A 25,340-nucleotide genomic window follows, 5' to 3' on the forward strand; every position below is an offset into this window, starting at 1 on the left:
ATATTAGCGCTTTAAATCTTCATGCTTATGCCATCGAATAAAATAGTACAACCACCTTATGCCATGTCCTGGATTGTTTTGCTAGCGGCACTGAGTGCGCTCGGACCTTTATCCATTGATATGTATCTTTCTGCCTTGCCGGCGATGGCAGCAGATTTTGGCGTCAGTACCCAAATGGTCTCGAATAGCTTGCCGGCTTACTTCTTCGGTCTGGCTGTGGGGCAACTGATTTATGGGCCGATCAGTGACCGGATTGGGCGTAAACCACCGCTGTATTTTGGGCTGTGTTTATACATTGTGGCAAGTCTGCTGTGTGTGTTTGCACAGGATGAATGGAGTCTGATCGCTGCACGGATTCTGCAGGCCTTGGGTGGTTGTGTCGGGGTGGTCATGGCTCGTGCGGCCATTCGTGATCGTCTGGATATGCATTCAGCAGCTCAGGCTTTTGCCAGCATGATGATTGTGACCGCGATTGCACCCATTCTCGCGCCGAGTCTGGGGGCCTGGGTGTTGATGTTTTATGAATGGAATGTGATTTTTTTGGTGCTGATGGGCTGCGGTCTGCTGAGTCTGGCCTGTGTACATTTTCTCTTTAAAGAAACTCTGGAACCAGAACGCCGTCTCAAGCTGAACGTTCAACAGGTTCTAAGTTTGTACCGTAGCATTTTTCAGGATCAAAGCTTTCGACATCCGCTTTATGCCGGCTGTTTTTCCAGTGCGGTGATGTTCTGTTATATCAGTGCATCTTCGGCCATTTTGATGGATCGTTATCAACTGACTGAGCAGCAGTTTGCCTATGCCTTTGGTGCCAATGCTGTCGGGATCATGTTATTTTCGACCTTGAATAAACGTCTGGCTGGGCGTTTCTCGATATTGCAACGCCTTAAAATCGGCATTGTTCTACAGTTAGTGGGTGTTTTCGTTTTAGTATTGCTTGGCTATCTGGATGTAGATTCTATTGCATTGGTCTTGCTGGGCATGTTTGTCGTGGTGGCGTCGATCGGTTTTACTGGCCCGAATGCTATGGCATTGGCTATGGCGAAGCAGGGTGCACGTGCAGGAACTGCTAGCGCGATTATGGGCAGTATGCAATTTGTCTGTGGCTTATTGGGCGGGCTTTTACTAAATTTTCTGGTTTGGAATGCTTTATTAAATATGGCATTGATTATGCTGGTTTTTGTTTGTATTGCCGTCTGGGCAATTTGTCAACTTGAGCTGCCAGTATTCAAACATGAATAAATGCCTGATCTGGCTCTGGCCAGATAAAATCTAAAGATCTGAAAATAAGGCCAAGTCGATAGACTCAGCCTTGATTCAATCACTCATCAATAAATACAGCGAATTCTTCTACCGGGACACGCGGCGTAATAAAGCTGTTAATGATCTGCTCTGGATCGGCATAGCCCAAGGCCATGCCACAGACCAGTTCTTCATGTTCAGGTGCACCGACCAGATCGAGTACGATGGGATGGAAATGATTCCAGGCGGCCTGCGGGCAAGTGTCCAGACCGCGGGCTTTTGCTGCAATCATGACATTCTGGATCATCATCGAAATATCCATTTTCGAACCAATGGCCAAAGAGCGATGTACGGTAAAAAACAGTCCCACCGGTGCATCAAATAATTCAAAATTACGCAGCTGCTGCCGTGCCATTTTTTCTTTTTCGCCTTTTTGAATATTCAGCAAACCATATAAGCCCCAACCATTTTCACGACGACGTTCAATAAACGGCGAGAGCCATTGTTCAGGATAATAGGCAAAGGTTTCTTGGTATTGTTCCGCCAGCTCGGGATTGGCATAGATTTGCATTTGGGCCTGACAGACGCGTTCTACCAGTTCATCGCGTTTTTTACCTGTCACAACATAGACTTTCCAAGGTTGGGTATTGGTGCCCGAAGGTGCGCGGCTGGCCACAGTTAAAATCTGTTTCAAGATGTCTGTACTGACCGGCGTATTTAAAAAAGCGCGCACCGAATGGCGAGAGGTGATCGTTTGATCTACAGCATGAACAAGTTTTTGATCCATTTTGATGTCCAATCGAATATCCATATGAAGTTTTGAATGACTATAAACTAAACAAACAGTAGGGTGGACAGAAAAATTAAATCGCGGGCCAGAATGGAAAAAGTATTTATCAGTGAAACAAAAGATTGATATCTAGCTTGATGTTTTAAATAGCCTCAGTCAAATAGTCAGGACATTGGTTAAAAAGCTTTGATGAAATTAAAAATTAGCTTAAAACTCGGATGCTTGAAACATTTGAACATACTAATTGCCTGCACAGATGAAGTGGATTGGGATAGAAAAGCACGTTAATTCCATTGAAATTTCTTGGTTTGATAAAGTTTTAAGTAAGAGATTAATATTTTTTTTCGATAACTAGAGAGTTTGACCCTCATCTAAAAACCCTAGACTAATAATTATTTTTTATAGATTGATTAACTATTCTTAATAAAAAACAATAAAACTTTATACAAAGAAACAGCATAATATGCAGCTTTTCATCTTAATCCATGCGCTTTGGGAAAATTCAAGGTCGGCATGCACAAGATTTATTTTAAATAACGCTATTCCAAGTGGCTTGAATTAAGCTAGTCAGGTTAAAAGCGCTCACTAAACCTTGGTGTTTTTTGAGAAGTAGAACACAGTCTTATAGATCTGACTCTCCTGTTAAATTTGTATGCTTATACCATTCATTGACAGCAATAGAGCTTGAATCAAAGCTGTATTTTGGCTTTTATAAATCTCTCATTTGTTGAATATGATCGTGATGATGATATTCATAAGTTTGAAAGAGATGGTGGATCATTTTGTTATTTTAAAAGCATTAGATGAGATCAGAATATTTTAGGTCGAAATCGATGAGAGATCTAAAGCTCGGTATCTCTGCATCACTTTTAGAATGATAAAAAATCAACATTATCTTGGGCAAGAAATTATGGATTTTACTTTTAACGCATTTTATACCTTGATTGCCGCAGTTATTGTTTTGTTACTCGGCCGATTCCTGGTTAATAAAATCGATTTTTTAAAGCGCTACAATATTCCTGAGCCGGTCGCAGGCGGTTTAGTTGCTGCAATTATCTCGTTGCTGGTGCATGCACTGTGGGGATATAGCATCACCACCAGTGCAGAATTACAAACCAGCTTTATGCTGATTTTCTTTGCTTCGATTGGTCTGAGTGCCAACTTTTCCAAGTTGCGTGAAGGCGGGATCGGTCTGGTTATTTTCCTGTTTGCTGTTTCGGCTTTCATTATTTTGCAAAATGCAGTCGGCATGAGTCTGGCCACCTTGCTCGGTATTGACCCATTGATTGGCCTGATTGCAGGTTCAATTACCTTAACCGGTGGTCATGGTACTGCAGGTGCATGGGGCGAGATTTTTGAGGTTGAACATGGCATTCAGGGGGCGCTTGCACTGGGGATGGCCAGTGCTACTTTTGGTCTGATTATCGGTGGGATTATTGGTGGTCCTTTAGCAAAATTGCTGATTAACCGTCATAATCTCGCAATTGCACGTACGGATCAACAAATCGAAAAGCGTGATAGCACGCCAATGGATATCAACTCGACCGAATATATTCCATTTGAATATCCGCATCAGGTGCGTTTAATTACCGCAGATAATGCAATCACGACTTTGGGTCTATTTGCAGGCTGTTTGGCTTTTGCAGAGTTTATGACGGGTTTCAGTAAAGGTACTGCATTTGAACTGCCAACATTCGTGTGGGCATTGGCGGGTGGTGTCATCCTGCGTAATGTACTGGAAGGTATTTTCAAAGTTCAGATTTTCGATCGTGCGATTGATGTGTTCGGTAATGCTTCATTGTCGCTGTACTTGGCGATGGCATTGTTATCATTGAAATTATGGCAATTGGCTGACCTTGCAGGACCACTGATGGTAATTCTGGGTGCACAGACCATCACCATGGCTTTGTATGCCGGTTTTGTAACTTTCCGCCTGATGGGCAAGAACTATGATGCTGCGGTACTTGCAGCAGGTCATTGTGGTTTCGGTATGGGTGCAACTCCAACAGCGGTTGCCAATATGCAGGCGATTACCAATATGTATGGTGCGTCGCATAAGGCCTTCCTGATCGTTCCATTATGTGGGGCGTTCTTCGTTGACTTAATCAATGCTACTGTTATTCAGATGATTTTGAAGTTTTTTGCATAATTTTTATGCCTGATACGATGAGTCATAGGCTCATAAGGATATGACATGAATGATCAGTTAAATGAAACCTTGCTTGGCTGGATTAATGCCCTGAATGGTCCTTTATGGGACTTTCTGGTGGTGTTTCTGGTTGCTGTCGGTATTTTCTATACGGTAGCGACGGGTGCAGTACAAATTCGTTTGTTCTGGCACAGCATGAAAGTCATGAAAGGCAGCCGTGGCAAGGTTCAGGATGCGCACGGCATTACCCCGTTTCAGGCCTTTGTGACTGGTCTTGCAAGCCGGGTCGGGGTGGGTAATGTCGCCGGTGTTGCGATTGCCATTGCAATTGGCGGTCCCGGAGCCGTGTTCTGGATGTGGTTTACTGCCTTTTTAGGCATGAGTTCTGCATTTGTCGAATCTTCTCTGGCGCAGCTGTTTAAAGTGCGGGATAACCAGAACCAGCAATTCCGTGGTGGGCCTGCGTATTATATTACTCAAGGCCTGAAGCAGAAATGGTTAGGGATTAGCTTTGCGATTGCACTCATCACCACCTATGGTTTCGTATTTAATGCGGTTCAGGCCAATGCGATTAGCGGGGCAACCTCTCATGCCTGGGGCTGGGATCAGGCGAACCTGATGCTGCCATTGGGTGGACTGGATATTGAAATTTCCTGGGTTGGCCTGTTTCTGGTGGTCATTACCGCCATGATCATTTTTGGCGGAATTAAACGGATTGCGAAAGTCGCTGAAAGTTTTGTGCCCTTTATGGCGGTGCTGTATCTGGCAGTTGCCTTATATATTGCCGTAATCAACTACGATGTCTTGCCTTCTATCTTCCAGCTCATTTTCAGTAAAGCTTTTGAGTTTGAAGCGGCCGCAGGTGGTTTCTTCGGTGCAATGATCTCGATGGCCATGATGATGGGGATCAAGCGTGGTCTGTTCTCGAACGAAGCCGGTATGGGTTCTGCGCCGAATGCTGCAGCAGCCTCGGATGTGAAGCATCCGGTCGATCAGGGGCTAGTACAAATGCTCGGGGTCTTTGTGGATACCTTTGTGGTGTGTTCATGTACCGCGATTATTATTCTGGTTTCTGGTCTGTATGAAAATGCAGGTTTTGAAGGCGTGACCCTAACGCAAATGGCACTGGAAAGCCAGATTGGTGCCTGGGGGGATGACTTCCTGGCCCTGATCCTGTTCCTGTTTGCCTATTCTTCGATTATTGGTAACTATGCCTATGCCGAAGGAAACGTGCAGTTCATCAATAACAATCGCCGGGTGATGCTGATCTTCCGGATTTTTGTGTTGATCATGGTCTATTTCGGTTCTGTCGCCAGTGTGCCATTGATCTGGAATATGGCAGACCTGTTTATGGGCATCATGGCAAGTATTAACTTGATTGCGATTCTGTTGCTGATGCCATTCTTGCTCATGCTACTCAAAGACTATACCGGTCAGTTGAAGCGTGGCGTGAAAGAACCTGAGTTTAAACTGGATAATCATCCTAAGTTTAAAGACAAGGTCAAATCTGATATCTGGTAACCCTGCAAAGCAAAAAGCCCTGATCGTTCAGGGCTTTTTTATGGCTGGAGTATTTTAAAAGAAATTCAAATAACTTTGATAAAGGATAAAACCCAGAATCAGGCTGCACCAGACTGGTAATTTTGAACGGAGTAAAGCAATCATTACCACAACGAACAGCAGGTCGGAGATACTGTTAAAATAACGTTGTGACAGATTCAGGAGCAAAGCCAGTAACAAACCCACTACCGCTGCATTAATTCCCATCACGGCCTGATGAATCAGCCGTTGCTGCAGCAGCCATGACCAGTAGGGCAAGGTGGCAAAGATCAGAAAAAATGAGGGTAAAAAGATTGCACAGGTCGCTAAAAGTACATTCAGCCAGAGATAGGGCGTCCACGGCAGCACAGCGCCAATATAACTAGCAAAACTGAATAGTGGCCCGGGCATGAGCTGGGCAAATGCATAGCCAAGATCAAAAGATTGCGCATTCACTATGCCAGTCGCGACAAAATCCTGATGGAGTAAGGGCAAAATCACATGACCACCACCAAAAACCAGCGAACCGGTCTGATAAAAATCACTCAGGAATTGTAGGCCCGACCCATTCGATAGTTTATCCGCTAGGGGCAGCAGCATAAATGGCAAGATAAATGCCAGTAACCAATAGGGCGCAGCGGCAGATCGAATATAAGGCGAGCTGATTGCCGTTTTGTTAATTTCTTTGGGTTTCAAATCTGATTGATAAAAATGTCCCGCCAAAAGTCCACAGACTGCGCCCAGCATAATCACCAAAATCTGGTTAAAACTCACTGAAACGACTATCAGTAATGCGACAGATAGGATTAAGACCGCATATTGCCAGGCCGTTTTACAGAAGCTTCTCAGCATTTGCCAGAAAGCCCAGGCGATTACAGAAAATACAATTAACTGGATGGTATGAAAGCTGTTTGAGTTTAAAATATGAAAATAGCTTTGACCCAATAACGCCACCAAGGTCATCAGAATAACCGAGGGCAGGGTAAAACCCAGCCATGCGATCACGGCACCAGTATAGCCCCGTTGCAGATAACCGATCGACAGGCCCACCTGACTGCTGCTCGGTCCGGGTAAAAGTTGCGCCAAAGCGACCAGTTGACTGTATTGGGTGTCATTTAGCCACTGCAGTTGTGTCACAAATTTTCGGTGAAAAAACACCAAATGTGCTGCCGGACCGCCAAATGAAATGCAACCCAGTTGCAGGAAAATCAGGAAAATCCGATACAGTGAAATGACTGACATAGCATGAAGGGGAAAATGAAGACAAACTACCCGAACTGTATGACAATTTTACGAAATTCTACAGATTATTTAAGCAGGTGTTTATACACTATGCTGCTTTAGTTAATGAGGACATTCTCTACATGCAGAAATATGTGTTGAGTATTGTGGCACTGGGTGCATTCGGCCTGAGTGGTTGTCAAACCACACCGATGACAGTCCAGTCAGCTACCAATCATCTACAACCTGCTGCGCAACGTGGAGAAGCTCAGGCACGTCCGAATCAAATTGATTTTGAAAAGATCAAGCAAACTGAACAGCGTCCGGTCATTGCTCTCGTTTTAGGCAGTGGTGGTGCGCGTGGCTATGCACATATCGGTGCGCTCGAAGTACTGGAACAGGCCGGTATTCGTCCGGATTTTATTGTTGGAACCAGTGCGGGCAGCATCGTCGGATCTATTTATGCCAGTGGTAAACCGGCGATTGAGCTGCGCAATATTGCCTTGAGCATGCGAGCAACCGATGTACGCGATATCAAACTGGATCGAAAAGGTTTTTTTGATGGCAAAAAAGTAGAAGACTATGTCAATTTACAAGTCGATCAAACTCCACTAGAAGCCATGAAAATCCCGATGTTTGTGGTGGCCACAGCACTAAAAGAAGGCAAGAAAGTCGTTTTTAATTATGGCAATACTGGACAGGCAGTACGTGCTTCAGTGTCGATTCCGAGTATGTTTATTCCAACAATAATTGAAGAAAAAGAATATGTCGATGGCGGGCTGGTCAGCCCGGTACCGGTGAATGTGGCACGTGAGCTGGGAGCAGATATTGTGATTGCGGTTGATATTCTGGCACAGCCTATTCATACGGAAACCAGTAATGTCTGGGGACTGTTTAACCAGAATATTAATATTATGCAGCAACACTTGGCACAAGAAGAATTAAAGCATGCCGATGTGGTGATCCAGCCCGATTTACGGGAAAAAGGACATATCTTTGATGTACGTGGCAGAGAATTAACCATGCAGGCCGGCATTGATGCTGCACAGTTAAAACTGATGGATATTTCTCTCGCTTATCAAAAATATAATTATGCTCGCGGCCATCATATTCCGCTCTTTGTGGCTCAGGAACAGCAGCAGCCCTAAAGCATATTGCGGTTAAATTTTTTTGTTCATTTTTTATGAGATCGAACCAGGTAGGCAAAGCTATTGCATCCCTATGCTTTCCAGATTCTGATCTTAACACTGGCTGATCGTTATAAAAGATTAAATCATTGTTTCTGCATATGAATTGGCCAGAATTTTCAGGAGAGATAAGCTTTATTTTGACTATAAGTTGTTGAATTATAAATTATATTTTTTTTGGAATAAGTGTTGCTTTTCTAAGTCGAAATTTTAATATTATTATTCCTATACTTAAGTTGATCAAATATTTAAATATTGTTCATGACAGAATGTGCTTTGAAAGATTAATGAATAGATGTAACGACAATGAATCAGATTAAAATTGGACATCAGGTCAAGTTGGCGCAATTTGAACACTATATTTTTACAGTGACAGCTGCACATCAAGATGGTTCTTTCACGGTCACTACCACACTGGATGGTCAGCAAATTCTCAGCTATGAAAATGTCGCCCAGGAAATGTTAAAACCACTCATGCGCTAAATCAGTAATGATTTATCCAACATCTTGAATTATTTTTTGCAAAATGAGAGCGGCCCGAAAAAAACTTGAGCTGAGTAAGCAGATGCTTTGGATCAATAAGTGTTTATTTGTTTGGAACTTAGCTTCTTGCTGAGCCTTGAGATCTGTTAAATATATTTTTTTCTGTATGAGTGCAGTTTCTATATCAATAATTATGATGCTTCATTTGCCGAATTGAACATTTTATTCATGTTAAAAACGCTATAATAATAAGCGATAACCTTGTCATTCAAAGAGTTCAAAGAAAACGATGGCCCCTTTAGATCAAATTGCAGCAGTGTCAGATGACCAGTCAGAGTTAACGATGTCAGTTCTCATGACGCCAGATATGGCAAATTTTTCAGGAAATGTTCATGGTGGAACCATTCTGAAATTACTGGATCAGGTGGCGTATGCATGTGCGAGTCGCTATTCGGGCAGTTATGTCGTGACCTTATCGGTAGACAAGGTGAACTTTAAGGAACCAATTCATGTGGGTGAGCTGGTAACTTTCTTGGCCAGTGTCAACCATGTTGGTCGCACCTCGATGGAAATCGGGATTCGTGTAGAAGCGCAGAATATTCAAAAAAGAACGGTACGCCATACCAATAGCTGTTATTTCACTATGGTGGCCGTAGATGAAAATGGCAAACCGAAACAGATTCCGGCTTTGAACCTGGACAATGACTGGAAACGTTGCCGTTTTGAAGCAGCCGAACAGCGTAAAGTCGCGCGTTTGCAAGAGAATCATCATCCTTCATGCAGTATTTATAAAAAGACTGCACAGAGTTAAGCGGTGATTTAAAAACATCTTCATAAGAGTAATGCCAGTCAGTTAACCAATTGACTGGCATTTTCTTTTTTAAATTGAGGATTATATGTGATAGGTGGAAAAGTCATCCGCAACTGTTTGAGGCATGAGGTGTATTGCACCGCAAGATTAAAAAAATGATGGTCTCCATGACAAATTGACGAGTCGAGGGTGGCTGACGAGTTTTGCGGTGAGGAATATGACTGCAAGATGCCTTCCTTGCGAAGTTCCGCTGCTCATTTGAATGAAACCAAAGTAACAAATGATATTGAAAATATTTGATTTAAAACCTTCAGACTCCATCATGAACGACTAAGCAGTTAAAGCGTCTATTTTTAAATTCTTTAACTGATCAGCATGACTTTATAAGAGAGTCTTTTTTGCCTTAATTTCAGTTTATGTCTGGAGCTTTATCGTTTTTTGCTCTAATATAAAACGATACGTATCGTATCGATTGTGTTTGAAGATAAGTAGACTTTATGAATCATGACGAAAAAAGCTCACGACGACAGCAATGTATTTTGCAAGCGGTTGCCGATGCATTGGCAGAGGGAGAGTATCATCAACTGACTATTGAGGCTGTTGCAGCACGAGCTGGGGTGGGAAAATCTACGATTTATCGCTGGTGGAAGCATAAATCGGAGCTGGTGCTAGATACCTTCAAACAGCATACGGTCTCAGTTTTTGAGCCTGATCCTGCAAATGACCTGAAAAGTAATCTGATTCGACAGCTAAGCTTGTTGTCTCAGGCGCTCAACCATCCGATTGGTCGGGCTTTACTGGTGGTAATCGCCAATCATCGTGAACTGGCCGGTGAATTCTTTCAGCAATATTTATTGCCGCGTCGACAGCAGACTCATCAACTGATTCAGCAAGCGATTGAGCGTGGCGAGATTCGCGCGGATTATCCTTTTGATTTAATGCTGGACAGTCTGTACGGCCCGATCCATTACCAGATTATTTTTTTCAATCGTATGCCGGATGAAAATTACATCCGGGCGCTGGTTGGGTTAGTGCTGCATCCTGTTGTAATTCAAGCCTGAGCCTGGTCTATTTTTCTTAAAGTTGGTTTTTATGTCTCTCAGCCCCGAGCGTTTATGGAATCGCTCATTTATCTTGTGCTTATGCAATAACTTTTTTCTGTTTGTTTATTATTTTGCCTTACTGACCATCTTGCCGATTTACATCATGAAAGATTTGGGGGGCTCAGTCAAAGAAGCGGGTCTGGCACTGACCTTGTTTCTGGCATCATCAATTGCAGTTCGGCCTTTTTCCGGCATGATCATCGAAAAACTGGGCAAGAAAATCTCGATGCGCGGTGCAGGCGTGATTTTTGCGCTGTTTGCCTTTGGCTATTTGCTCATTGATAGCTTGTGGTCACTGTTGCTGGTGCGATTTCTACATGGCATTTGGTTCAGTATTTTGACCACGGTGGCGGTTCCGGTGGCCAATGAATTTATTCCAGAACAGCGTAAAGGCGAGGGCATGGGCTATTTTGTCATGTCGACCAATCTGGGGGTGGTATTTGGCCCATTGCTGGCCTTGACCGTCATTCAATTCACCAGCTTTAAAAGCTTATTTGGGATTCTGGCTATTATTATTTCTCTGGGACTGATTTTCTGCTGGATGCTGAAAATTACCGAACTGCCAAAATCAAGACGGATCGGCACAGGAAAAACCAAATTGAGTCTACAAGATATATTGGAAGTGAAAGTCCTGGCGGTAAGCTGTGTGGCGTTGCTGACGGCATTTGCTTATTCGGGCATCATGAGTTTTATCACGGCATTTAGTGAAAGCAAGCAGCTTTTGGCTTATACCAGCGTATTTTTTATTGTATTTGCGGCTTCGATGCTGTTGGTACGGCCGTGGGTCGGGAAAATCTATGATCGTAAGGGACCAAGTGCTGTCATTTATCCTTCCTTTATTTTCTTTGCGATTGGCCTAGTCATGGTGAGTCTGATATCCAATCAATGGACGCTCTGGTTATCAGCGGTCTTTGTGGGGATCGGTTATGGTTCATTATTTCCATGTCTGCAGACACTCGCAATTCAATCTGTCGATAAGCAGCGTATGGGACATGCGATTTCAACCTTCTTTACCCTGTTTGATCTGGGTTTGGCGGTAGGTTCCGTGGTGATGGGCCTATTGATTGCCTATTGGGGCTTTGAAGCGATGTATGTGTCGAGTGCTGCACTCGTCATTGTGACGATCTTGGTTTATCGTCAGTATGTGGCCAAAAGACCAATACACGTACCGGAAAATCAGGAAGCATAAAATGGAATTAAGACATTTACGTTATTTTGTCACTGTGGCCGAGGAACTGAATTTTACCCGGGCTGCGGAAAAATTGAATACTGTACAGCCTTCCTTAAGTCAGCAAATCAAGGATCTGGAGCGTGAGGTAGGCGTACAGTTACTGGAGCGAAATAACCGTAAGGTCAACCTGACCGAGGCCGGACAGGTTTTTTTAAAAGAAGCTTTGCTCAGTCTGGAACATGCAGAACGTGCGATCCACGCTGCCAGACAGATTGCCAATGCACATCAGGATCAGCTGAATATCGGATTTGTACCGGTTGCGGAAATGAAAGTCTTTCCCTATATCATGCCCAATATCCGCGCACATTTTCCTGAACTGAAAGCACTATTTCATAGTTTGACTGACGCTGAGCAGTTTAGTGCTTTAAGAAAAGGCCATATTGATATTGCTTTTACCCGCTATCCGGGACAGTCGAGCGAGTTTGATTCGATCCGGATTTTTGATGAACCTTTAACCCTGATTGTGCCTAAAGATTCTCCGGTTGCGACCCTGCCACATGTCAGTATTAAGAGCTTTGAAAATCAGGATTTTGTCATTAGTGATGAACAGGCTTCACCACAATTGCATCGAATTATTCAAGACTTTTTTAAACAGTCCAAATTGAAGGTCAATGTGGTGCAGCATTCGACCAATATCCTGCTCAATGTCAATCTGGTCGGAATGGGCGTGGGCTGGAGTCTGGTACCAGCCTATGTGATTCCATTACTCGGCGATAATATCGTGGTCAAAAAGACCCTTGAACCTTTGCCCATGATTGGGCTATATGCCAATTATCGTAAAGACCAAAAACATGTGGTGATTGATCTGATTTTAAAAGTCTTAAAAGAAAAGTTTTGTGTCGATCTTTTTTAAGATTTGCATCTTTGGTATGCCTATATTTTAAAAGCTGTGCGACAGAAATGATCTGTAGCACATCTACGTAAATTGACACAGAAAACCGTTTTATACTGAAGCTCTAAAAATAAAAAATGGTTAAAGCAATATGATGAAGCTCTATAACAATCCGCAATCACGGGGCCTGACCCTGTTGCCCTTATTGAAAGAATTGCAGATTGAAGACCAGATTGAGCAGGTGGAAGTGTCCTATGAATATATGCATCAAGCTGAATATTTACAGATTAATCCGATAGGAAAAGTTCCCTGTCTGGTCGATCAGGAGATTGTCATTTCAGAAATGGCCGCCATTTTTATCTATCTGGCAGATAAGTATTCCGACCAAGGCTTGGCACCTGCTTTGGATGATCCCAAGCGTGGGGCATATTTAAAATGGATATTGTTCTGTCATGGACCCTTCATCGAATATATCGATCTAAAAAATTTGCAGGTCTCGCCAGAAAATATTGAAAAGAACCGCAGAAGTTTAAGTTTCGGGAATGAAGCTGCAGTATTTGATTTTCTGAAACAGGGCATAAGCCAGGCCAATCCCTATTTGCTGGGTGAAGAATTTTCCGCAGCAGACTTATATGCTGCCTATTGTTTGATCTTTGCGATCTCTGCGAAAATTTTACCGCCATTTGACGAGTTCAGACCCTATTTGCAGCAGATGGCCTCTCGTGATTCCCTGAAAGACATGCCGTGGTTTCAAGACTACCGAGTTTAGTTCATCGTTCTGTATCACTTGATCTGGATATCTCATCACAATAAAAAACCACGCCGAAGCGTGGTAAAAAATGACCTTAAAATTATTTCAGGTACAGTTTTTTAAACAGTTGCTGACTGGTGTTTTCCAGTGATTGTGGAATGGCCAGTGCGGCCACAAAACGGTCAGGACGCAAGATCACCACTGAATCGGAAGTATTACCAAACCAGGAGCGAATTTCTGTGCCGCTATCACCAATGGTGATGACATCTTCAAACTGTTGGCGCTGGGTATTTTGTAACTGTACTGCCGGAATGACCTGAATAAATTTCACACCGAGTGTTTTCCACTGTTGCAGTGTCTCTGGACTCAGGCCCCATTTTGGATCGACACCCCAGGCAATAATGGCAAAATCATTGCCAATCACTTCATCCAGTAACACTGTTTCACCTGATGCAAGCTGAACTTGAGGCTGAATGAACATCTTGCCAATTGGAGAATTTTTGGCGCCGTTGCTCAAAAGCACACCATCATGATATTTCGGCATCGGTTTAAAGCGCATTTCCAGCAGGTACTGTTTGATCGGCTTGATATAGTTCAGGGCATAGGCGATACCGTCACGGACAAAACCTTGCCACTTTTTTGGTGGTGCCAATACATGACCGGCCATCACGGAAAGATCAATCATGGCTTTGGCATGGTCTTTACGTTCAATCTGATACGAATCCAGAAGTTCTGGGCCGGTTTTGCCTTGAACCACTAGTGCGACTTTCCAGGCCAGGTTAAAGGCATCCCGCATACCGCTGTTATAACCCTGACCTTGCCAGACGGGCATAATGTGCGCAGCATCACCTGCCAGTAAAATGCGGTCTACCCGGAATTTGTCCGCAATACGGGCATTATGCGTATAAACACGCTGACGGATCACTTCGATGCCATCGGTACTTGGAAGCACTTTGGCCAGTAATTTGGCAATATTTTCCGGTTTGCTGAGTTCTTCCTGAGTTTCACCCGGCATAACCATAAATTCAAAACGGCGAATTCCATGGGGCAATGCGGCGGATACATAAGGACGTACCGGATCACAACACAGGTAAATATGCGGTGTCGCAAGCGGATCATTTTCAAGATCGATTACGATCCACTGATTTGGTGCAGTTTCACCCTCAAAAGCAATGCCCAGATTACGGCGTACATAAGAGTTACCGCCATCACAGGCAATCAGGTACTGGGCACGGACTGTTTCTGTATTCCCTTGTTCATTTTGCAGGTTAAGCGTTACACCCTCGGCATCCTGACTAAACTGGGTCAATTGACGTGAGAACAGCACCTGCGTATTTTCATATTGTTTTAAGCCCTGAAGCAGAACCTGATCGACTTGTGGCTGAATAAAGGCATTACGGCGTGAAAATCCAAATTCACGGGTTAAAGGTTGAATATCTGCAAAACAGCGACCCTTAGGTGTTAAAAAGCGCATAGCATGATTGGGCGTGGTATGGGGCAAGACTTGATCGACCAAACCTAAGGATTGAATGGTACGCAAAGATTCATCATCGATCCCAATGGCACGTGGATAATCAATCAAACTATCCAGTTGCTCGACCATCGTGACGCTCACGCCTTGCTTGCTCAGATAGTTGGCAATGGTTAAGCCTACAGGCCCAGCGCCGAGGATTGCTACATCAGTGCTGTAATTGGTATTGCTCATAGTGAATGTCCATTCAATCGACTTGCATTTCAATCTATTAAGGGACAGTTCTGAGCTGTAAACAAGTTAGGCGATAGTAGTTGAGCTATATGAATAATATTAATCTTAAGTGGATTTTTATTATTTAAATAATTGAATTTAAATGATAAATTTAAAATAATTCAATAGTCATTCTCAATCCTGTGATCAGTTTTAACTATGATGGGCATTTAAATCTAGTCAATAAAAATGCTGAACCCGCAGCAAGCATGATTCAGCATCGATCAATATGAGGCAGTACAGGCTAAGCCTACTGGAGAAATACTGCCCTGATATTTTCTTTGATCATTTAACCCGTCGTTAAATCACTTAACGTGCTGCAGGTTGTGCAGGTGTTGCGCTTTCTGCTGCAGCTTCAGGTGCAGCTGGTTGTTCTGCATTTGCGCCAGCAACCGGAGCATTTGACTCAGGCAATTCCTGGGTACTGACAATCACTTTTTCTTCAGTGTTTGTATTTGCGTTTGTTGTTTCAGTCGCGGCAAAGCTGGAGGCTGCAGCAGCAGTAAGCGTTGTTGCAAGTAAGATTTGTGCATATTTCATTTTTGGCATCCTTTATTTATGTCATGTAATTTGCCGAGCTGACCATCACATCAATTCGACAGGAGTTCATCCTAAGCACTGAAATTTTGATGAGCAAATCAATTAACAAAAGCGACACGGAGTGAATAACTCAGCATATACACAATGCAGAAAGTTGTTTAATTACTGTTAATTATGCAGTGTTCTATTTAATGAAAATGTATATGAATGTTTCAAAAAGCTGAATTTTAAATATGAATAAACATCAGAATTCTTTATCTGGGATAATTCTCTTAACTTATAAACTGATGGTTTCAAGTCGCCATTGGGCAAGAAAATGTTTCTACAACCATGCTGTGCCCTATAATACAGGGCATGATCTTGTCTATTTAATCTCTTGAGAACCGATTTTGAAAATTCTGTCCGCAGCACAGCCGATTCCTGTCCATATCATTTCTGGATTTTTGGGGGCGGGTAAAACCACACTGCTTAAACATTTATTACAGCAGAAACCTGAACAGGAAATCTGGGCCGTACTGATGAATGAGTTCGGTCAGATCGGGGTCGACCAGCAGTTATTGCCACAAGATTCAGGCTATGCGGTAAAGGAATTACTGGGTGGCTGCCTATGTTGTAGTAGTCAGTTGCCGATGCAGATTGCCTTGTCACGTTTACTGTCCGAAGTGAAACCGGATCGGCTGTTTATCGAGCCGACCGGATTGGGGCATCCCGGGCAACTCCTGGAACAGTTGACCGAACCGCATTGGCATAGCCATTTAAACATGCAGGCCTTGGTCACGGTGGTCGATGGTTCACGTTTGCATGACCGGGACTGGACTCAGCAAAACCTGTATGCAGACCAGCTTAAGGCCGCGCAGATTGTGGTGATTTCCCATACAGATTTAATGACAGCCGAAGATCATGCTGCGCTTATGCAGCTTCAGGCGGAATATCAAGTCTATGCCCAGCAGTGGTTGTGCACAGAGCAGGGACAGCTGAGTATTGAGCAGATTAAACAGGATTATCAAGATTCTGTACGTCAGCTCCAGCCTTTATTAAAACAGCAACAGATCAATCCTTCCCTAGAGGCACCCGTGCTGATTCAGCAGCTGCCTTATCATTATGTGGAAAGCGCGCAGGGCTATCAGGTTGCGGGCTGGAAGTTGCCGAAACGCTGGCAATTTCATTTTTATGATTTGCTCGACTTGCTGTGTGAACAAAAAGACTGGCTCAGAATCAAAGGAATTTTTAATACCGATCAGGGCTGGAAAAGCTTTAATTTCAATCCGGAGCAGTTTAATTATCAGTCGGTTGAGGCAGGTATTGATAACCGGATCGAAGTGATTTATCAACAGTCACGGGATTGGCTGGCGTTTGAAACTGCCTTGATGCAATGCCGTATTGATCCGGAAAAATAATAGTACTGTTGCTAAGGCGCTGAATGAGTTATTGACCTAAATCTGTTCAGCAAAATACTGCTAAATCTTATATGCTAGGCGCCAAATTTGAGGATTGTGTTATGGCGTTAAAAGCGACGATTTATAAGGTTGATTTGAATATTGCAGATATGGATACGCACCGTTATGCAGATTATCAGTTGACGATGGCGCTGCATCCTTCAGAAACTATTGAACGCCTGATGGTGCGTATTCTGGCGTATGCGCGTTATGCCGATGAAGCGCTGGAATTTACCAAGGATCTGTTTGAAACCGATGAGCCGGCCTTGTGGGAAAAAGACCTCACTGGTCAATTGGTGAAATGGATTGAAGTCGGTAGCCCGGATGAAGATAAAGTCAAAAAAGCCAGTGCGCGTTGTAAGCAAGTGGCTGTGGTGACCTATGGTTCTGCGGTAGATGAATGGTATAAGCGCAGCAGCAAATTAAAGACGTTAAAGAATGTGGAGGTGTGGAAATTATCGACTACAACCACCGATGCATTGCCACAATTATGTGCACGCACCATGCAGTTACAGCTCAATGTGATGGATGGTGAATGGACTCTGATTGGCGATCAGGGGCAGGTGCTGGTCGAGTGGGAACAGTTACAATAAGGACGCATAAGGATGCACGTCTGGACTTGTATCCTGTCGCTTAAATTGCGTATACCTGAGGGATAAAAATACTCAGGGTTATGTCATGTACCATGAACTTTATGATTTACTGCTGGCCGTCGCGATCGGAGCCATTATTGGTGCAGAACGTGAATATCATAGTAAATCTGCCGGACTGCGTACCATGATCATGGTCAGTCTCAGCTCCTGTCTGTTTACTATCATTTCCCTGAAAATAGGTGTGGAAAATCCTGACCGGCTGGCGGCCAATGTCCTGACGGGGCTAGGCTTTTTAGGGGCAGGGGTCATTCTCAAAGATGAGAACCGTATTTCAGGAATTACCACGGCCACCACCATCTGGATGACTGCAGCACTGGGCATGGCAGCCGGTGCGGGTTATGAAATCCTGAGTATCTGGGCCACTTTAATGGTCATGGTGGTGCTGGTTCTACTGATGTATGTACAGCGCGGGATCGAGTCGCTGAATCAGGAACGTAATTACGAAATTGTCTGTCCTTTTGAGAAACATGAGCTCAACCATTATGAATCGCTTTTCAAACAATATAAGCTAAAAGTCATGCATTCTTCACAGCGCAAGGTTGAGCAGCAGATTAGCGGAAGATGGGTGCTGATGGGATCGGCCAAAAACCATCAAAAACTCACCCTGCATTTACTCAATGATCAGAATATTCAGGAACTCAGCTTTTAATCCATCAAGGACTAAAGCCTAAAAAAATCAATCAATCCGGTTTATACTGGGTTTTGAATTTATGCCAATCTCAGGTAAATAAGCATGATTAACGAACTTGAAATTATTGATTTAAAAGTAGGCGAAGGGAAAGAGGCGGTAAAAGGCGCGCTGATTACCACACACTATACCGGCTGGCTAGAAGATGGAACCAAGTTTGATTCATCGATTGATCGCGGTAATTATTTTGAAACCGTGATCGGAACAGGCCGTGTGATCAAAGGTTGGGATCAGGGCATTTTGGGCATGAAAGTGGGCGGTAAACGTAAACTGCTGGTGCCGGCACATTTGGCCTATGGCGAACGTAAAATGGGCAAAGTGATTCCAGCCAATTCAGACCTGATTTTTGAAATTGAACTGTTTGATGTAAAAATACGTGATTAATTCATTGAAATAAGATTCATTCAGTATCATGAGTGAATGCTGATCGGGAGAAGTCTCAGTATTGGGGGCTTCTTCCGATAAACTACAAAAAAATATTTGAACTCCCTGATATTCCAAGTAGATTATAAGAAGAATAAAGCTCTTTTTCAGGAAACTACTGTCTTTGCAAAACGTGATAAGGAATGTCTATTTTGTAATGTGGGTTTGGGCCATAAGCTGGGGCATCTTGATGAGCACTTCAGTATCTGCCCAGATCGCTGCCACATCCCCCGGGGTGCAGCAGCAGTTCCGTGATCATATCTCTGAAATTCATTTTAGCGAACACAGCAGCAGCCCTTTGCAGGGGAAATGGTTATTTTATCCGAGCCAGTTTATTGTCCAGCCAAGTTCCGTACTGTTATCAAAAACAGTGGAATTGCCGGCTTCTTTTAAAATACTGACCAACTCAAATATTGGTTATGGCACATTTATTAGCCATTATAAAATTCCTAAAGAATTTATCGGACGCCGGATTGCCATTCGGATTCCTGCTCAATATGGCGCTTATCGGGTCTATGTAAATGGCGAGTTTATTGTCCGGCTTGGGCAAATCAGTAAAACACCTGAACAGCAGATCACTGAAAAAGCCCCCCGGATTGGCTATTTCGTTGCAGACAGTGAATACATTACCTTAAGCATTCAGGCCTCGAATTACACTCATTTGCATGGAGGGCTGGAACGCCCAATGCAGATTGGGGTCGCAGGTACAGTCAATCGTCAATTCCAGCAGTTGATGATGAGTATTGCCATGGCCTGTGGCGCAGTACTCGGGGTGGGTGTTTTCAATATCCTGTTTTCAATATTTCGAGGATCGAAAGAGCGTAATAGCAAAAGCATTTTTGTGTTTGGCTGTTTTATTATCTTTCTGGCCCTGCATAATATGTTTTCAGCGCCCTATGCCTATTCGGTATTTACCAATATCGACTGGTTATGGGGAACACGTTTAGAGTATCTGTTTACGTTTCTGGCGGTATTGTTTTTCCTCAGTTATATGCATCTGTTTAATCAGCGCTATTTAAAACCGCTGATTTATTATATTGCGATCGTCTTATTGATTTTGAATATCAGTGTGACGCTATTTTCTACCCCCGAGTTATTTGAACGTCTTGCGCTCTATAGTGCGATTTATGGTCTGGTGATTATTGGGAATTTCATGTACGGGTTTTATCAGACCCTACGTGATAAGCAACCGTATTCACGCCTGAATCTGTTTGCCATTATTTTCTTGTGTCTGACATTTTTAAATGACTATCTCTTGCTGATTAATGTTATTCAAACCACACATTTGTCTTTCATTTCCACCAGTTTATATGCCTTGTTGATTATGTTTCAGCAGTCTAGACACTATGCGCATCAAACTTATCAGACGGAACAGCTAAATCTTAACCTCATCGAGCTCAACAGTTCGCTTGATCAAAAAGTCAAAGAACGTACCCAGCAACTGCATCAACTGAATGCCAAACTGGAACATCAGATGAAGATTGATGCGCTGACCGGTGCTTTTAACCGGCGTGCTTTAAATAGTGAAATCCAGCAGAAGTTTTTGCAAAGCCAGCAACATTCACATGCCACACTGCTTTTTGCCATGCTGGATGTTGATTATTTTAAAAATTATAATGATCATTATGGCCATTTAAAGGGTGATGAGATTCTACAAAACCTGGTTAAGGTGATTCAGGCCAGCTTGCCTCAATCGGGTTATCTGGCGCGTTATGGCGGGGAGGAATTTGCCATTCTGCTTGGTGATATACCGATTCAGGTTGCCCTGCAATATCTGGAACGTGTCATTCAGCAGGTTCGGGAACAACAATTTGAACATCTAAACCGGCCGGATGGCAAAGCCTGGATCACGGTCAGTGTGGGCGCTGCTTGGATAAGCCCACAACATCAATATACCGATATTCATGCCTTGATGAAAGCCGCAGATGTGCAGCTGTATCTGGCTAAACAGACCGGGCGTGATCAATTAAACTTTGAGCAGGGTGCAGATTAAAAAACGTATTTATACAGATATGATCCATCATCTTGTGAATGTGCAGGGCTGGAATCAAATCCACATCGCTGATAATAGCTGAGGGCTGTTTGAGTCGACTTGACTGCAATCTGATAGATTTTTTTCTCTACTAATGCTGCATGCATTTGATTAAATAATTCGGTGCCAAATCCAAGCCTCTGGCAATGTGGGGCGACATAATGCATCCGGATTTCTCCAGTATCACTGACCAATAAAAACCCGACTACTTTGTCGTGCACAAGGCAAACCCAACAATCGTTATAAAGCATATCGACAATCAGGCTGGCATGATCAAATTTTTCCAGCCAGCTTTGGATGCGACTGTCCTCACGTTGATGATCTAAAACACAAGATTGAATACTGTCATGAATCACCTGAATAATTTGAGGTATATCCTGAATCTTCCCTTCACGAATCACCATGTTATTCATTTTCTCGAACATTTACAGGAAGGCTTCATTGGAAGAGAAATGCAGGTTGAAACAAAATAACAATCTTGTAGTTTTTTGAGAGGATTTTCTTAAAAACCAGTAGGTGAAGATAACTTATGTTGCTGATCTGTCGGTTTTGTTTATCTGATTTTCTAGAATCAACGTTTCTCAGGAGCGGGTGCTCAAATTTACAGCAAGCTTTACTAGAATCGCCGTGCTTACTTTAAATCCCCATAAAATCGAGTCAAGGATGCCATCATAGAAATAGTGCAGGAGTTTGCACTGTCTAAAAAATAGACGTATGCTAGGTGTTAGGCCATTATTCAAATGAATATGAAGTGCTCGGTAATAAAAATAAAATCAGCCACACGAGATGATCTACTATGTTTAAATTGTTGCTCTTGCTGTGTATTTTTTTGCTGTTCAATACTGCCTGGATCGTGGGGCGGAAAATTTATAAAACCCAGTCTTATCTCTCTGCGCAGCGTGCAGAAAAACCTGAACAAATTGCTAGTATTTCAGAACATGTCATGACCACGCATGAGGAACAGGTGCATCTGGTTGATGCTTATGAACTGGAACTGTTTGATGATGTGGCTCAGCTGTTTTTTCAGCGTCATGTAGCTATTCAGGACAGAGCACAGGCAGAGCAGTTACAGCAGGAAATCTTGCAAAAAATGCCCATGCAAAGCAGTACACAAATTCGTCAGATGGATTTAGGGGAGTGGTCGATTTTCTGGAATTTTTACCATCAGTCACTGGAATATTATGTCGGCCGCTATGGCGTGTTTTATACGCATGTCGACCGTTTTGGCCAAGAGCATCGTCAGGAAATTCGTACCGATCTTTTACAGTCAGATTGTGCTTGATCTCTCTGCTCAGGAAGCTTGTAAGTTTTGCAGGAGACGATAGGCGTTAAACATCAAGCTGCATATTTAAGCCGATGTAATTCGGAAAAGGTATTTAAGGCATCTTGCCAGATTTTTTCTGCCCCCTGACGGAAATAGCCCATATGACCAATGTCCTTTAAACCATAATCTTCAGCTTTAAGATCAATATAATGCACGTTTGCCTGACGGTAATATTGCATAAAAGCATGTCTGGAATTAGGCAGGGCCCAGGCATCATCGAGAGCAGCAACCGCATAAATCGGAGTACTTACCGCAGCATAACGTATGTGTAAGTCTTTCAAATCCGGATCGGCAAAGAAATAGGTCGGATATTTGCACCACTTACGCCACTGACGATAGACATCACGTGGCAAGTCTGCACCCATGTTAAATTTGCTCCATGGCAAATAGCCGGTGATTGCTACGAGTGGAGGGAAAACAATATTCCAGATCATCTGAACCTTGATTTTTTCCTTGAGCGGCATATAACCATGCCAGCCGGCGCCTGTGCCATAACAGTACATCGCTTCGATGCGGTCATGATGTTTACACAGACCTAATGCCTGACCTCCATAGGAATGGCCAATCATATAAATATCCAGTTCTGTCCGGCCCAAATATTCAATTGCCGCACTCAGGTCATATTCTCCCCAGTCCAGATAAGACATTTTAAAGCCTTTGAGCTGTTTCGGTGCGGAAGCGGCCACCCCTCGATAATCGAAGGTCAGCACCTGAAAACCGGCATGAGTTGCATATTCTGCAAAACGGCGATAAAACGCTTGCGGTACTCCCGTCGCACAGGCAACGACAATATTGGCCTTCGCCACAGACGGTGTACGGTAGAGTTTGCCACTTAAGCTATAACCATCTTCTGCCAGAAACTGGACACTTTCTACCTGCATTTTTCCCTGCACCATGAGTATATCCTTCGTTATATTGGATGAGATCTTGTTTTTTGTGCGCTAGCTTATGTTTAATCCAATAATGGGCCAGATGTCAAAACTCGGCAGTCGTATAGCGAGAAGAACCCTTTAAACATATATGAAGATCGCTGCGCTATCATCATGTCTAAACAGGGGGAAATAGTATGATTATTGATTTTCAGCAGGCGCAATTACAGAAGTTTATGGCTCTGGCAATGAAGATCGAAGCGCAGCCTGAACTGTATGTGCAGTTTGATTCGGTTTCAGACTTTTATAAAGCAGACTGGTTGCAGGATTTTCCAAACGGAACCACATGGTATGTGTCCGGTTTAGACGATGGCGCCGATGAATTTCATGTCGTGATTGACTATGCTACAGCGCAGCTACAGATCAGTTGTGGCCAGACACAGTTGTCTGCAAAACTATCTTGCACAGATTGACCGAATTGCCGCTATTTCCCGATAAAAGAATAATGACAGATGCTATAAAGTTGATATAAATTGCAGAATCATCTCTGTGTTTGGTTTTATTTGCGATAGTCCGGAGTGACCTAAGCGAATAATGCAATAAAAATAAGGAAAAATAGCATGGCACATCAGTTCACTGTGAAAGCAATTATCAATGGCGTGTCTATTGATGAATTTAAACGTCTGGCCAATGATATTCGTTTGCATGAGGCAGTCTGTCATCGAATTCCTGCACAAAATTTAGAAATTCTGGTCTCGGAAAAGCAGGGGCATATGTATACCTTGAAACGTGCCTATAATCTGGATGTCAACATCCCGGATATGGCAAAAAAATTACTCAAGGATGCATTCCGTTTGCAGCGTACCGATATCAGCGATCTGAATCAAATGACATCGACGGTACAACTCGGGGCAAATTTACCGATCGAGGCGACCTGTCAGCGTGCAGTCACTGGAGATGAAGACCAGATCCAGTTTCAGCTCAACTGGACAGTAAAGGTCAAAGTGCCGTTGCTCGGCGGTATGCTGGAAAAGCATGCAGAAGGCGAGATTCGTAAATTTAGTGAAATTGAACTCAGTATCGTTGAAGATGAATTACGCAAGAGCCTAACAGCCTGAATTAGTGCACCCATCTCGTTCACCAATATTTAAAAAGGGCACTTTTAAGCTGGGTGGTGGCGGTCAATTCGGCAATGTATAGCCATTTAGCTTGCTGCCGTTCTCTAAGCAATGCGGCTTAAGACGTAGAAAAATAATAAGGCAATACAGATGGGATTGAGTGCCGTTTGATCGACTGAAGAAACGGCATCATATTATTTGTATTTATGCCGCTAACTTTGAGCTTAATCACTTCTTCTATGATATTGCATCGCCAGTCGATAAGCGAGTTGATCCACATTCAGTAATTATCTGCGCGTACTGCGCAACATGAGCTAACCATCTGCATGCTATTGTTTGTATAGATATTTTTGATTGGTGAAACAGATTGCTGAATTGCAGTGCCATAAGCAAAGACTTCGACCATACCGCCTTGCATGCCCAGTTCCGTAGTGCTCAGCCGAATCCCCATAATCTGGGTGGCTCCGATTCTTTCAGCTTCAAGTTTTAAACGTACAATCGCCTCACGCCGTGCCCGCTCTACCACGCTTTCATAGCTGGTCAAACGACCTCCCAACATGTTCTGCACATTGGCAATTGCGTATTTAAAATAATCATGGGAAATGACCACATTACTGCTGATCATCTGTCCGGAATGTTCAGATAAGATAAAGCGGCTGTTGTTGACCTGGATATAAGCCAGTCGTTGTTCCTGTTCGTCTAGATAACGAAAATGTTTGCGTTCATTATAACGACCAAAGCCAAAACCGACGCTAAACAGAATGACAAAAATGACGATCTGAAAAATTAAACCGTCCATGAATTATTCTGCCTGTGGAAAAGGGTCGGGTAATTTTGGCATGACTGGATCAACAATGACCGCCGTTCCATAGACAAACAGTTCAGAGGCGCCTTGGGCAATATTGGAGGTCGAGAAACGAATACCGACAATCGCATTGGCACCCATGCTACGGGCTTTTTCAACCATCCGGTTCATCGCTTCCTGACGGGATTCTTCCAGCAGCTCGGTATAAGCAGTAAGCTCACCCCCGACAATATTTTTCAGGCCAGCGAGTAAATCACGCCCGACATGTTTGCTGCGTACCGTACTGCCATAAACCACATCAATTTGTTGGCGAATAGTATGTCCCGGTACAGATTCCAGATTGCTAAGTAACATGCGTATGTTTTCTAAATA

At 43.4% G+C, this 25,340-nt stretch carries 26 protein-coding genes; 18 read left to right on the plus strand and 8 right to left on the minus strand.

Annotated features, from left to right (window positions below; genetic code table 11):
* Positions 1-21 precede the first annotated feature (21 nt).
* Positions 22-1,239: a multidrug effflux MFS transporter gene (locus tag FTV29_RS08775; protein ID WP_100355565.1), complete on the plus strand. Its 1,218-nt coding sequence runs from the start codon at positions 22-24 to the stop codon at positions 1,237-1,239.
* A 79-nt stretch (positions 1,240-1,318) separates the two neighbouring features.
* Here FTV29_RS08775 and FTV29_RS08780 read toward each other — a convergent pair whose 3' ends face one another.
* Positions 1,319-2,026 carry a nitroreductase gene (locus FTV29_RS08780; protein WP_005097826.1) on the minus strand — a complete coding sequence of 236 codons (708 nt, stop codon included), beginning with the start codon at positions 2,024-2,026 and terminating at the stop codon, positions 1,319-1,321.
* Between the two features lie 913 nt (positions 2,027-2,939).
* On the opposite strand from FTV29_RS08780, the gene gltS reads away from it, so the two are divergent.
* Entirely contained in the window at positions 2,940-4,178 is a 1,239-nt protein-coding gene (gene gltS / locus FTV29_RS08785) for a sodium/glutamate symporter (protein WP_180075379.1), read from the plus strand.
* Positions 4,179-4,223: 45 nt separating this feature from the next.
* Entirely contained in the window at positions 4,224-5,699 is a 1,476-nt protein-coding gene (locus tag FTV29_RS08790) for a sodium:alanine symporter family protein (protein ID WP_180075380.1), read from the plus strand.
* A gap of 54 nt (positions 5,700-5,753) precedes the next feature.
* Here FTV29_RS08790 and chrA read toward each other — a convergent pair whose 3' ends face one another.
* Positions 5,754-6,959 (minus strand): chromate efflux transporter, encoded by a 1,206-nt coding sequence (gene chrA / locus FTV29_RS08795; RefSeq protein WP_180075381.1) that lies wholly within the window; start codon positions 6,957-6,959, stop codon positions 5,754-5,756.
* Between the two features lie 122 nt (positions 6,960-7,081).
* Here chrA and FTV29_RS08800 point away from each other — a divergent pair, with 122 nt between their 5' ends.
* The 7 genes from FTV29_RS08800 (at position 7,082) to FTV29_RS08830 (ending at position 13,354) form a co-directional block, all read left to right on the plus strand.
* Positions 7,082-8,086 (plus strand): patatin-like phospholipase family protein, encoded by a 1,005-nt coding sequence (locus tag FTV29_RS08800; protein ID WP_005169741.1) that lies wholly within the window; start codon positions 7,082-7,084, stop codon positions 8,084-8,086.
* 345 nt (positions 8,087-8,431) lie between these two features.
* Positions 8,432-8,608: a hypothetical protein gene (locus FTV29_RS08805; protein WP_005169744.1), complete on the plus strand. Its 177-nt coding sequence runs from the start codon at positions 8,432-8,434 to the stop codon at positions 8,606-8,608.
* A 289-nt stretch (positions 8,609-8,897) separates the two neighbouring features.
* Positions 8,898-9,419, plus strand: coding sequence for an acyl-CoA thioesterase (locus FTV29_RS08810; RefSeq protein WP_004280680.1), 522 nt, complete (start codon positions 8,898-8,900; stop codon positions 9,417-9,419).
* A gap of 497 nt (positions 9,420-9,916) precedes the next feature.
* Entirely contained in the window at positions 9,917-10,480 is a 564-nt protein-coding gene (locus FTV29_RS08815; RefSeq protein WP_005169748.1) for a TetR/AcrR family transcriptional regulator, read from the plus strand.
* 31 nt (positions 10,481-10,511) lie between these two features.
* On the plus strand, positions 10,512-11,711 hold the full coding sequence (locus FTV29_RS08820; RefSeq protein WP_159138263.1) for an MFS transporter: 1,200 nt from the start codon (positions 10,512-10,514) through the stop codon (positions 11,709-11,711).
* A gap of 1 nt (position 11,712) precedes the next feature.
* Positions 11,713-12,606 (plus strand): LysR substrate-binding domain-containing protein, encoded by an 894-nt coding sequence (locus FTV29_RS08825; RefSeq protein WP_180001662.1) that lies wholly within the window; start codon positions 11,713-11,715, stop codon positions 12,604-12,606.
* A 133-nt stretch (positions 12,607-12,739) separates the two neighbouring features.
* Positions 12,740-13,354, plus strand: coding sequence for a glutathione S-transferase family protein (locus FTV29_RS08830; protein WP_180075398.1), 615 nt, complete (start codon positions 12,740-12,742; stop codon positions 13,352-13,354).
* Between the two features lie 82 nt (positions 13,355-13,436).
* Here the strand turns inward: FTV29_RS08830 and FTV29_RS08835 are convergent, their stop codons facing one another.
* Both FTV29_RS08835 and FTV29_RS08840 read right to left on the minus strand, forming a co-directional pair.
* The gene (locus FTV29_RS08835; RefSeq protein WP_180075382.1) at positions 13,437-15,041 is read right to left on the minus strand and encodes a bifunctional 3-(3-hydroxy-phenyl)propionate/3-hydroxycinnamic acid hydroxylase; all 1,605 of its coding nucleotides are present in this window, start codon (positions 15,039-15,041) and stop codon (positions 13,437-13,439) included.
* 348 nt (positions 15,042-15,389) lie between these two features.
* Positions 15,390-15,620, minus strand: coding sequence for a hypothetical protein (locus FTV29_RS08840; RefSeq protein ID WP_180075383.1), 231 nt, complete (start codon positions 15,618-15,620; stop codon positions 15,390-15,392).
* A gap of 389 nt (positions 15,621-16,009) precedes the next feature.
* Here FTV29_RS08840 and FTV29_RS08845 point away from each other — a divergent pair, with 389 nt between their 5' ends.
* From FTV29_RS08845 to FTV29_RS08865, 5 genes are all read left to right on the plus strand, one after another.
* On the plus strand, positions 16,010-17,017 hold the full coding sequence (locus FTV29_RS08845; protein WP_180075384.1) for a GTP-binding protein: 1,008 nt from the start codon (positions 16,010-16,012) through the stop codon (positions 17,015-17,017).
* A gap of 101 nt (positions 17,018-17,118) precedes the next feature.
* On the plus strand, positions 17,119-17,649 hold the full coding sequence (locus tag FTV29_RS08850) for a YaeQ family protein (RefSeq protein ID WP_005169770.1): 531 nt from the start codon (positions 17,119-17,121) through the stop codon (positions 17,647-17,649).
* Positions 17,650-17,734: 85 nt separating this feature from the next.
* Complete coding sequence (locus FTV29_RS08855) at positions 17,735-18,358, plus strand: MgtC/SapB family protein (protein WP_005097799.1); 624 nt, start codon at positions 17,735-17,737, stop codon at positions 18,356-18,358.
* 84 nt (positions 18,359-18,442) lie between these two features.
* Positions 18,443-18,781: an FKBP-type peptidyl-prolyl cis-trans isomerase gene (locus tag FTV29_RS08860; RefSeq protein WP_180075385.1), complete on the plus strand. Its 339-nt coding sequence runs from the start codon at positions 18,443-18,445 to the stop codon at positions 18,779-18,781.
* Between the two features lie 229 nt (positions 18,782-19,010).
* On the plus strand, positions 19,011-20,813 hold the full coding sequence (locus FTV29_RS08865; protein WP_180075386.1) for a diguanylate cyclase: 1,803 nt from the start codon (positions 19,011-19,013) through the stop codon (positions 20,811-20,813).
* Here the strand turns inward: FTV29_RS08865 and FTV29_RS08870 are convergent.
* Positions 20,810-21,277 (minus strand): GNAT family N-acetyltransferase, encoded by a 468-nt coding sequence (locus FTV29_RS08870; RefSeq protein ID WP_081273089.1) that lies wholly within the window; start codon positions 21,275-21,277, stop codon positions 20,810-20,812. The two genes, FTV29_RS08865 and FTV29_RS08870, sit on opposite strands and share 4 nt — an antisense overlap.
* 371 nt (positions 21,278-21,648) lie before the next feature.
* Between FTV29_RS08870 and FTV29_RS08875 the strand changes: the two genes are divergently transcribed.
* Complete coding sequence (locus FTV29_RS08875; protein WP_180075387.1) at positions 21,649-22,134, plus strand: hypothetical protein; 486 nt, start codon at positions 21,649-21,651, stop codon at positions 22,132-22,134.
* A 53-nt stretch (positions 22,135-22,187) separates the two neighbouring features.
* On the opposite strand, the gene FTV29_RS08880 is transcribed toward FTV29_RS08875, so the two are convergent.
* Entirely contained in the window at positions 22,188-23,072 is an 885-nt protein-coding gene (locus FTV29_RS08880) for an alpha/beta fold hydrolase (RefSeq protein ID WP_180075388.1), read from the minus strand.
* Positions 23,073-23,242: 170 nt separating this feature from the next.
* Here FTV29_RS08880 and FTV29_RS08885 point away from each other — a divergent pair, with 170 nt between their 5' ends.
* Positions 23,243-23,518: a hypothetical protein gene (locus FTV29_RS08885; protein WP_005097790.1), complete on the plus strand. Its 276-nt coding sequence runs from the start codon at positions 23,243-23,245 to the stop codon at positions 23,516-23,518.
* 147 nt (positions 23,519-23,665) lie between these two features.
* Positions 23,666-24,163 (plus strand): DUF2505 family protein, encoded by a 498-nt coding sequence (locus FTV29_RS08890; protein ID WP_005097789.1) that lies wholly within the window; start codon positions 23,666-23,668, stop codon positions 24,161-24,163.
* Between the two features lie 280 nt (positions 24,164-24,443).
* Here FTV29_RS08890 and FTV29_RS08895 read toward each other — a convergent pair whose 3' ends face one another.
* Together FTV29_RS08895 and FTV29_RS08900 are read right to left on the minus strand one after the other, a co-directional pair.
* Positions 24,444-24,962 (minus strand): YbjQ family protein, encoded by a 519-nt coding sequence (locus FTV29_RS08895; RefSeq protein ID WP_005097787.1) that lies wholly within the window; start codon positions 24,960-24,962, stop codon positions 24,444-24,446.
* A gap of 3 nt (positions 24,963-24,965) precedes the next feature.
* Entirely contained in the window at positions 24,966-25,322 is a 357-nt protein-coding gene (locus FTV29_RS08900) for a YbjQ family protein (protein WP_005097785.1), read from the minus strand.
* Between the last annotated feature and the right edge of the window lie 18 nt (positions 25,323-25,340).

The organism is Acinetobacter sp. YH12254, from assembly GCF_013417415.1.
In the GTDB taxonomy this organism is placed as follows: Bacteria; Pseudomonadota; Gammaproteobacteria; order Pseudomonadales; family Moraxellaceae; genus Acinetobacter; species Acinetobacter pseudolwoffii.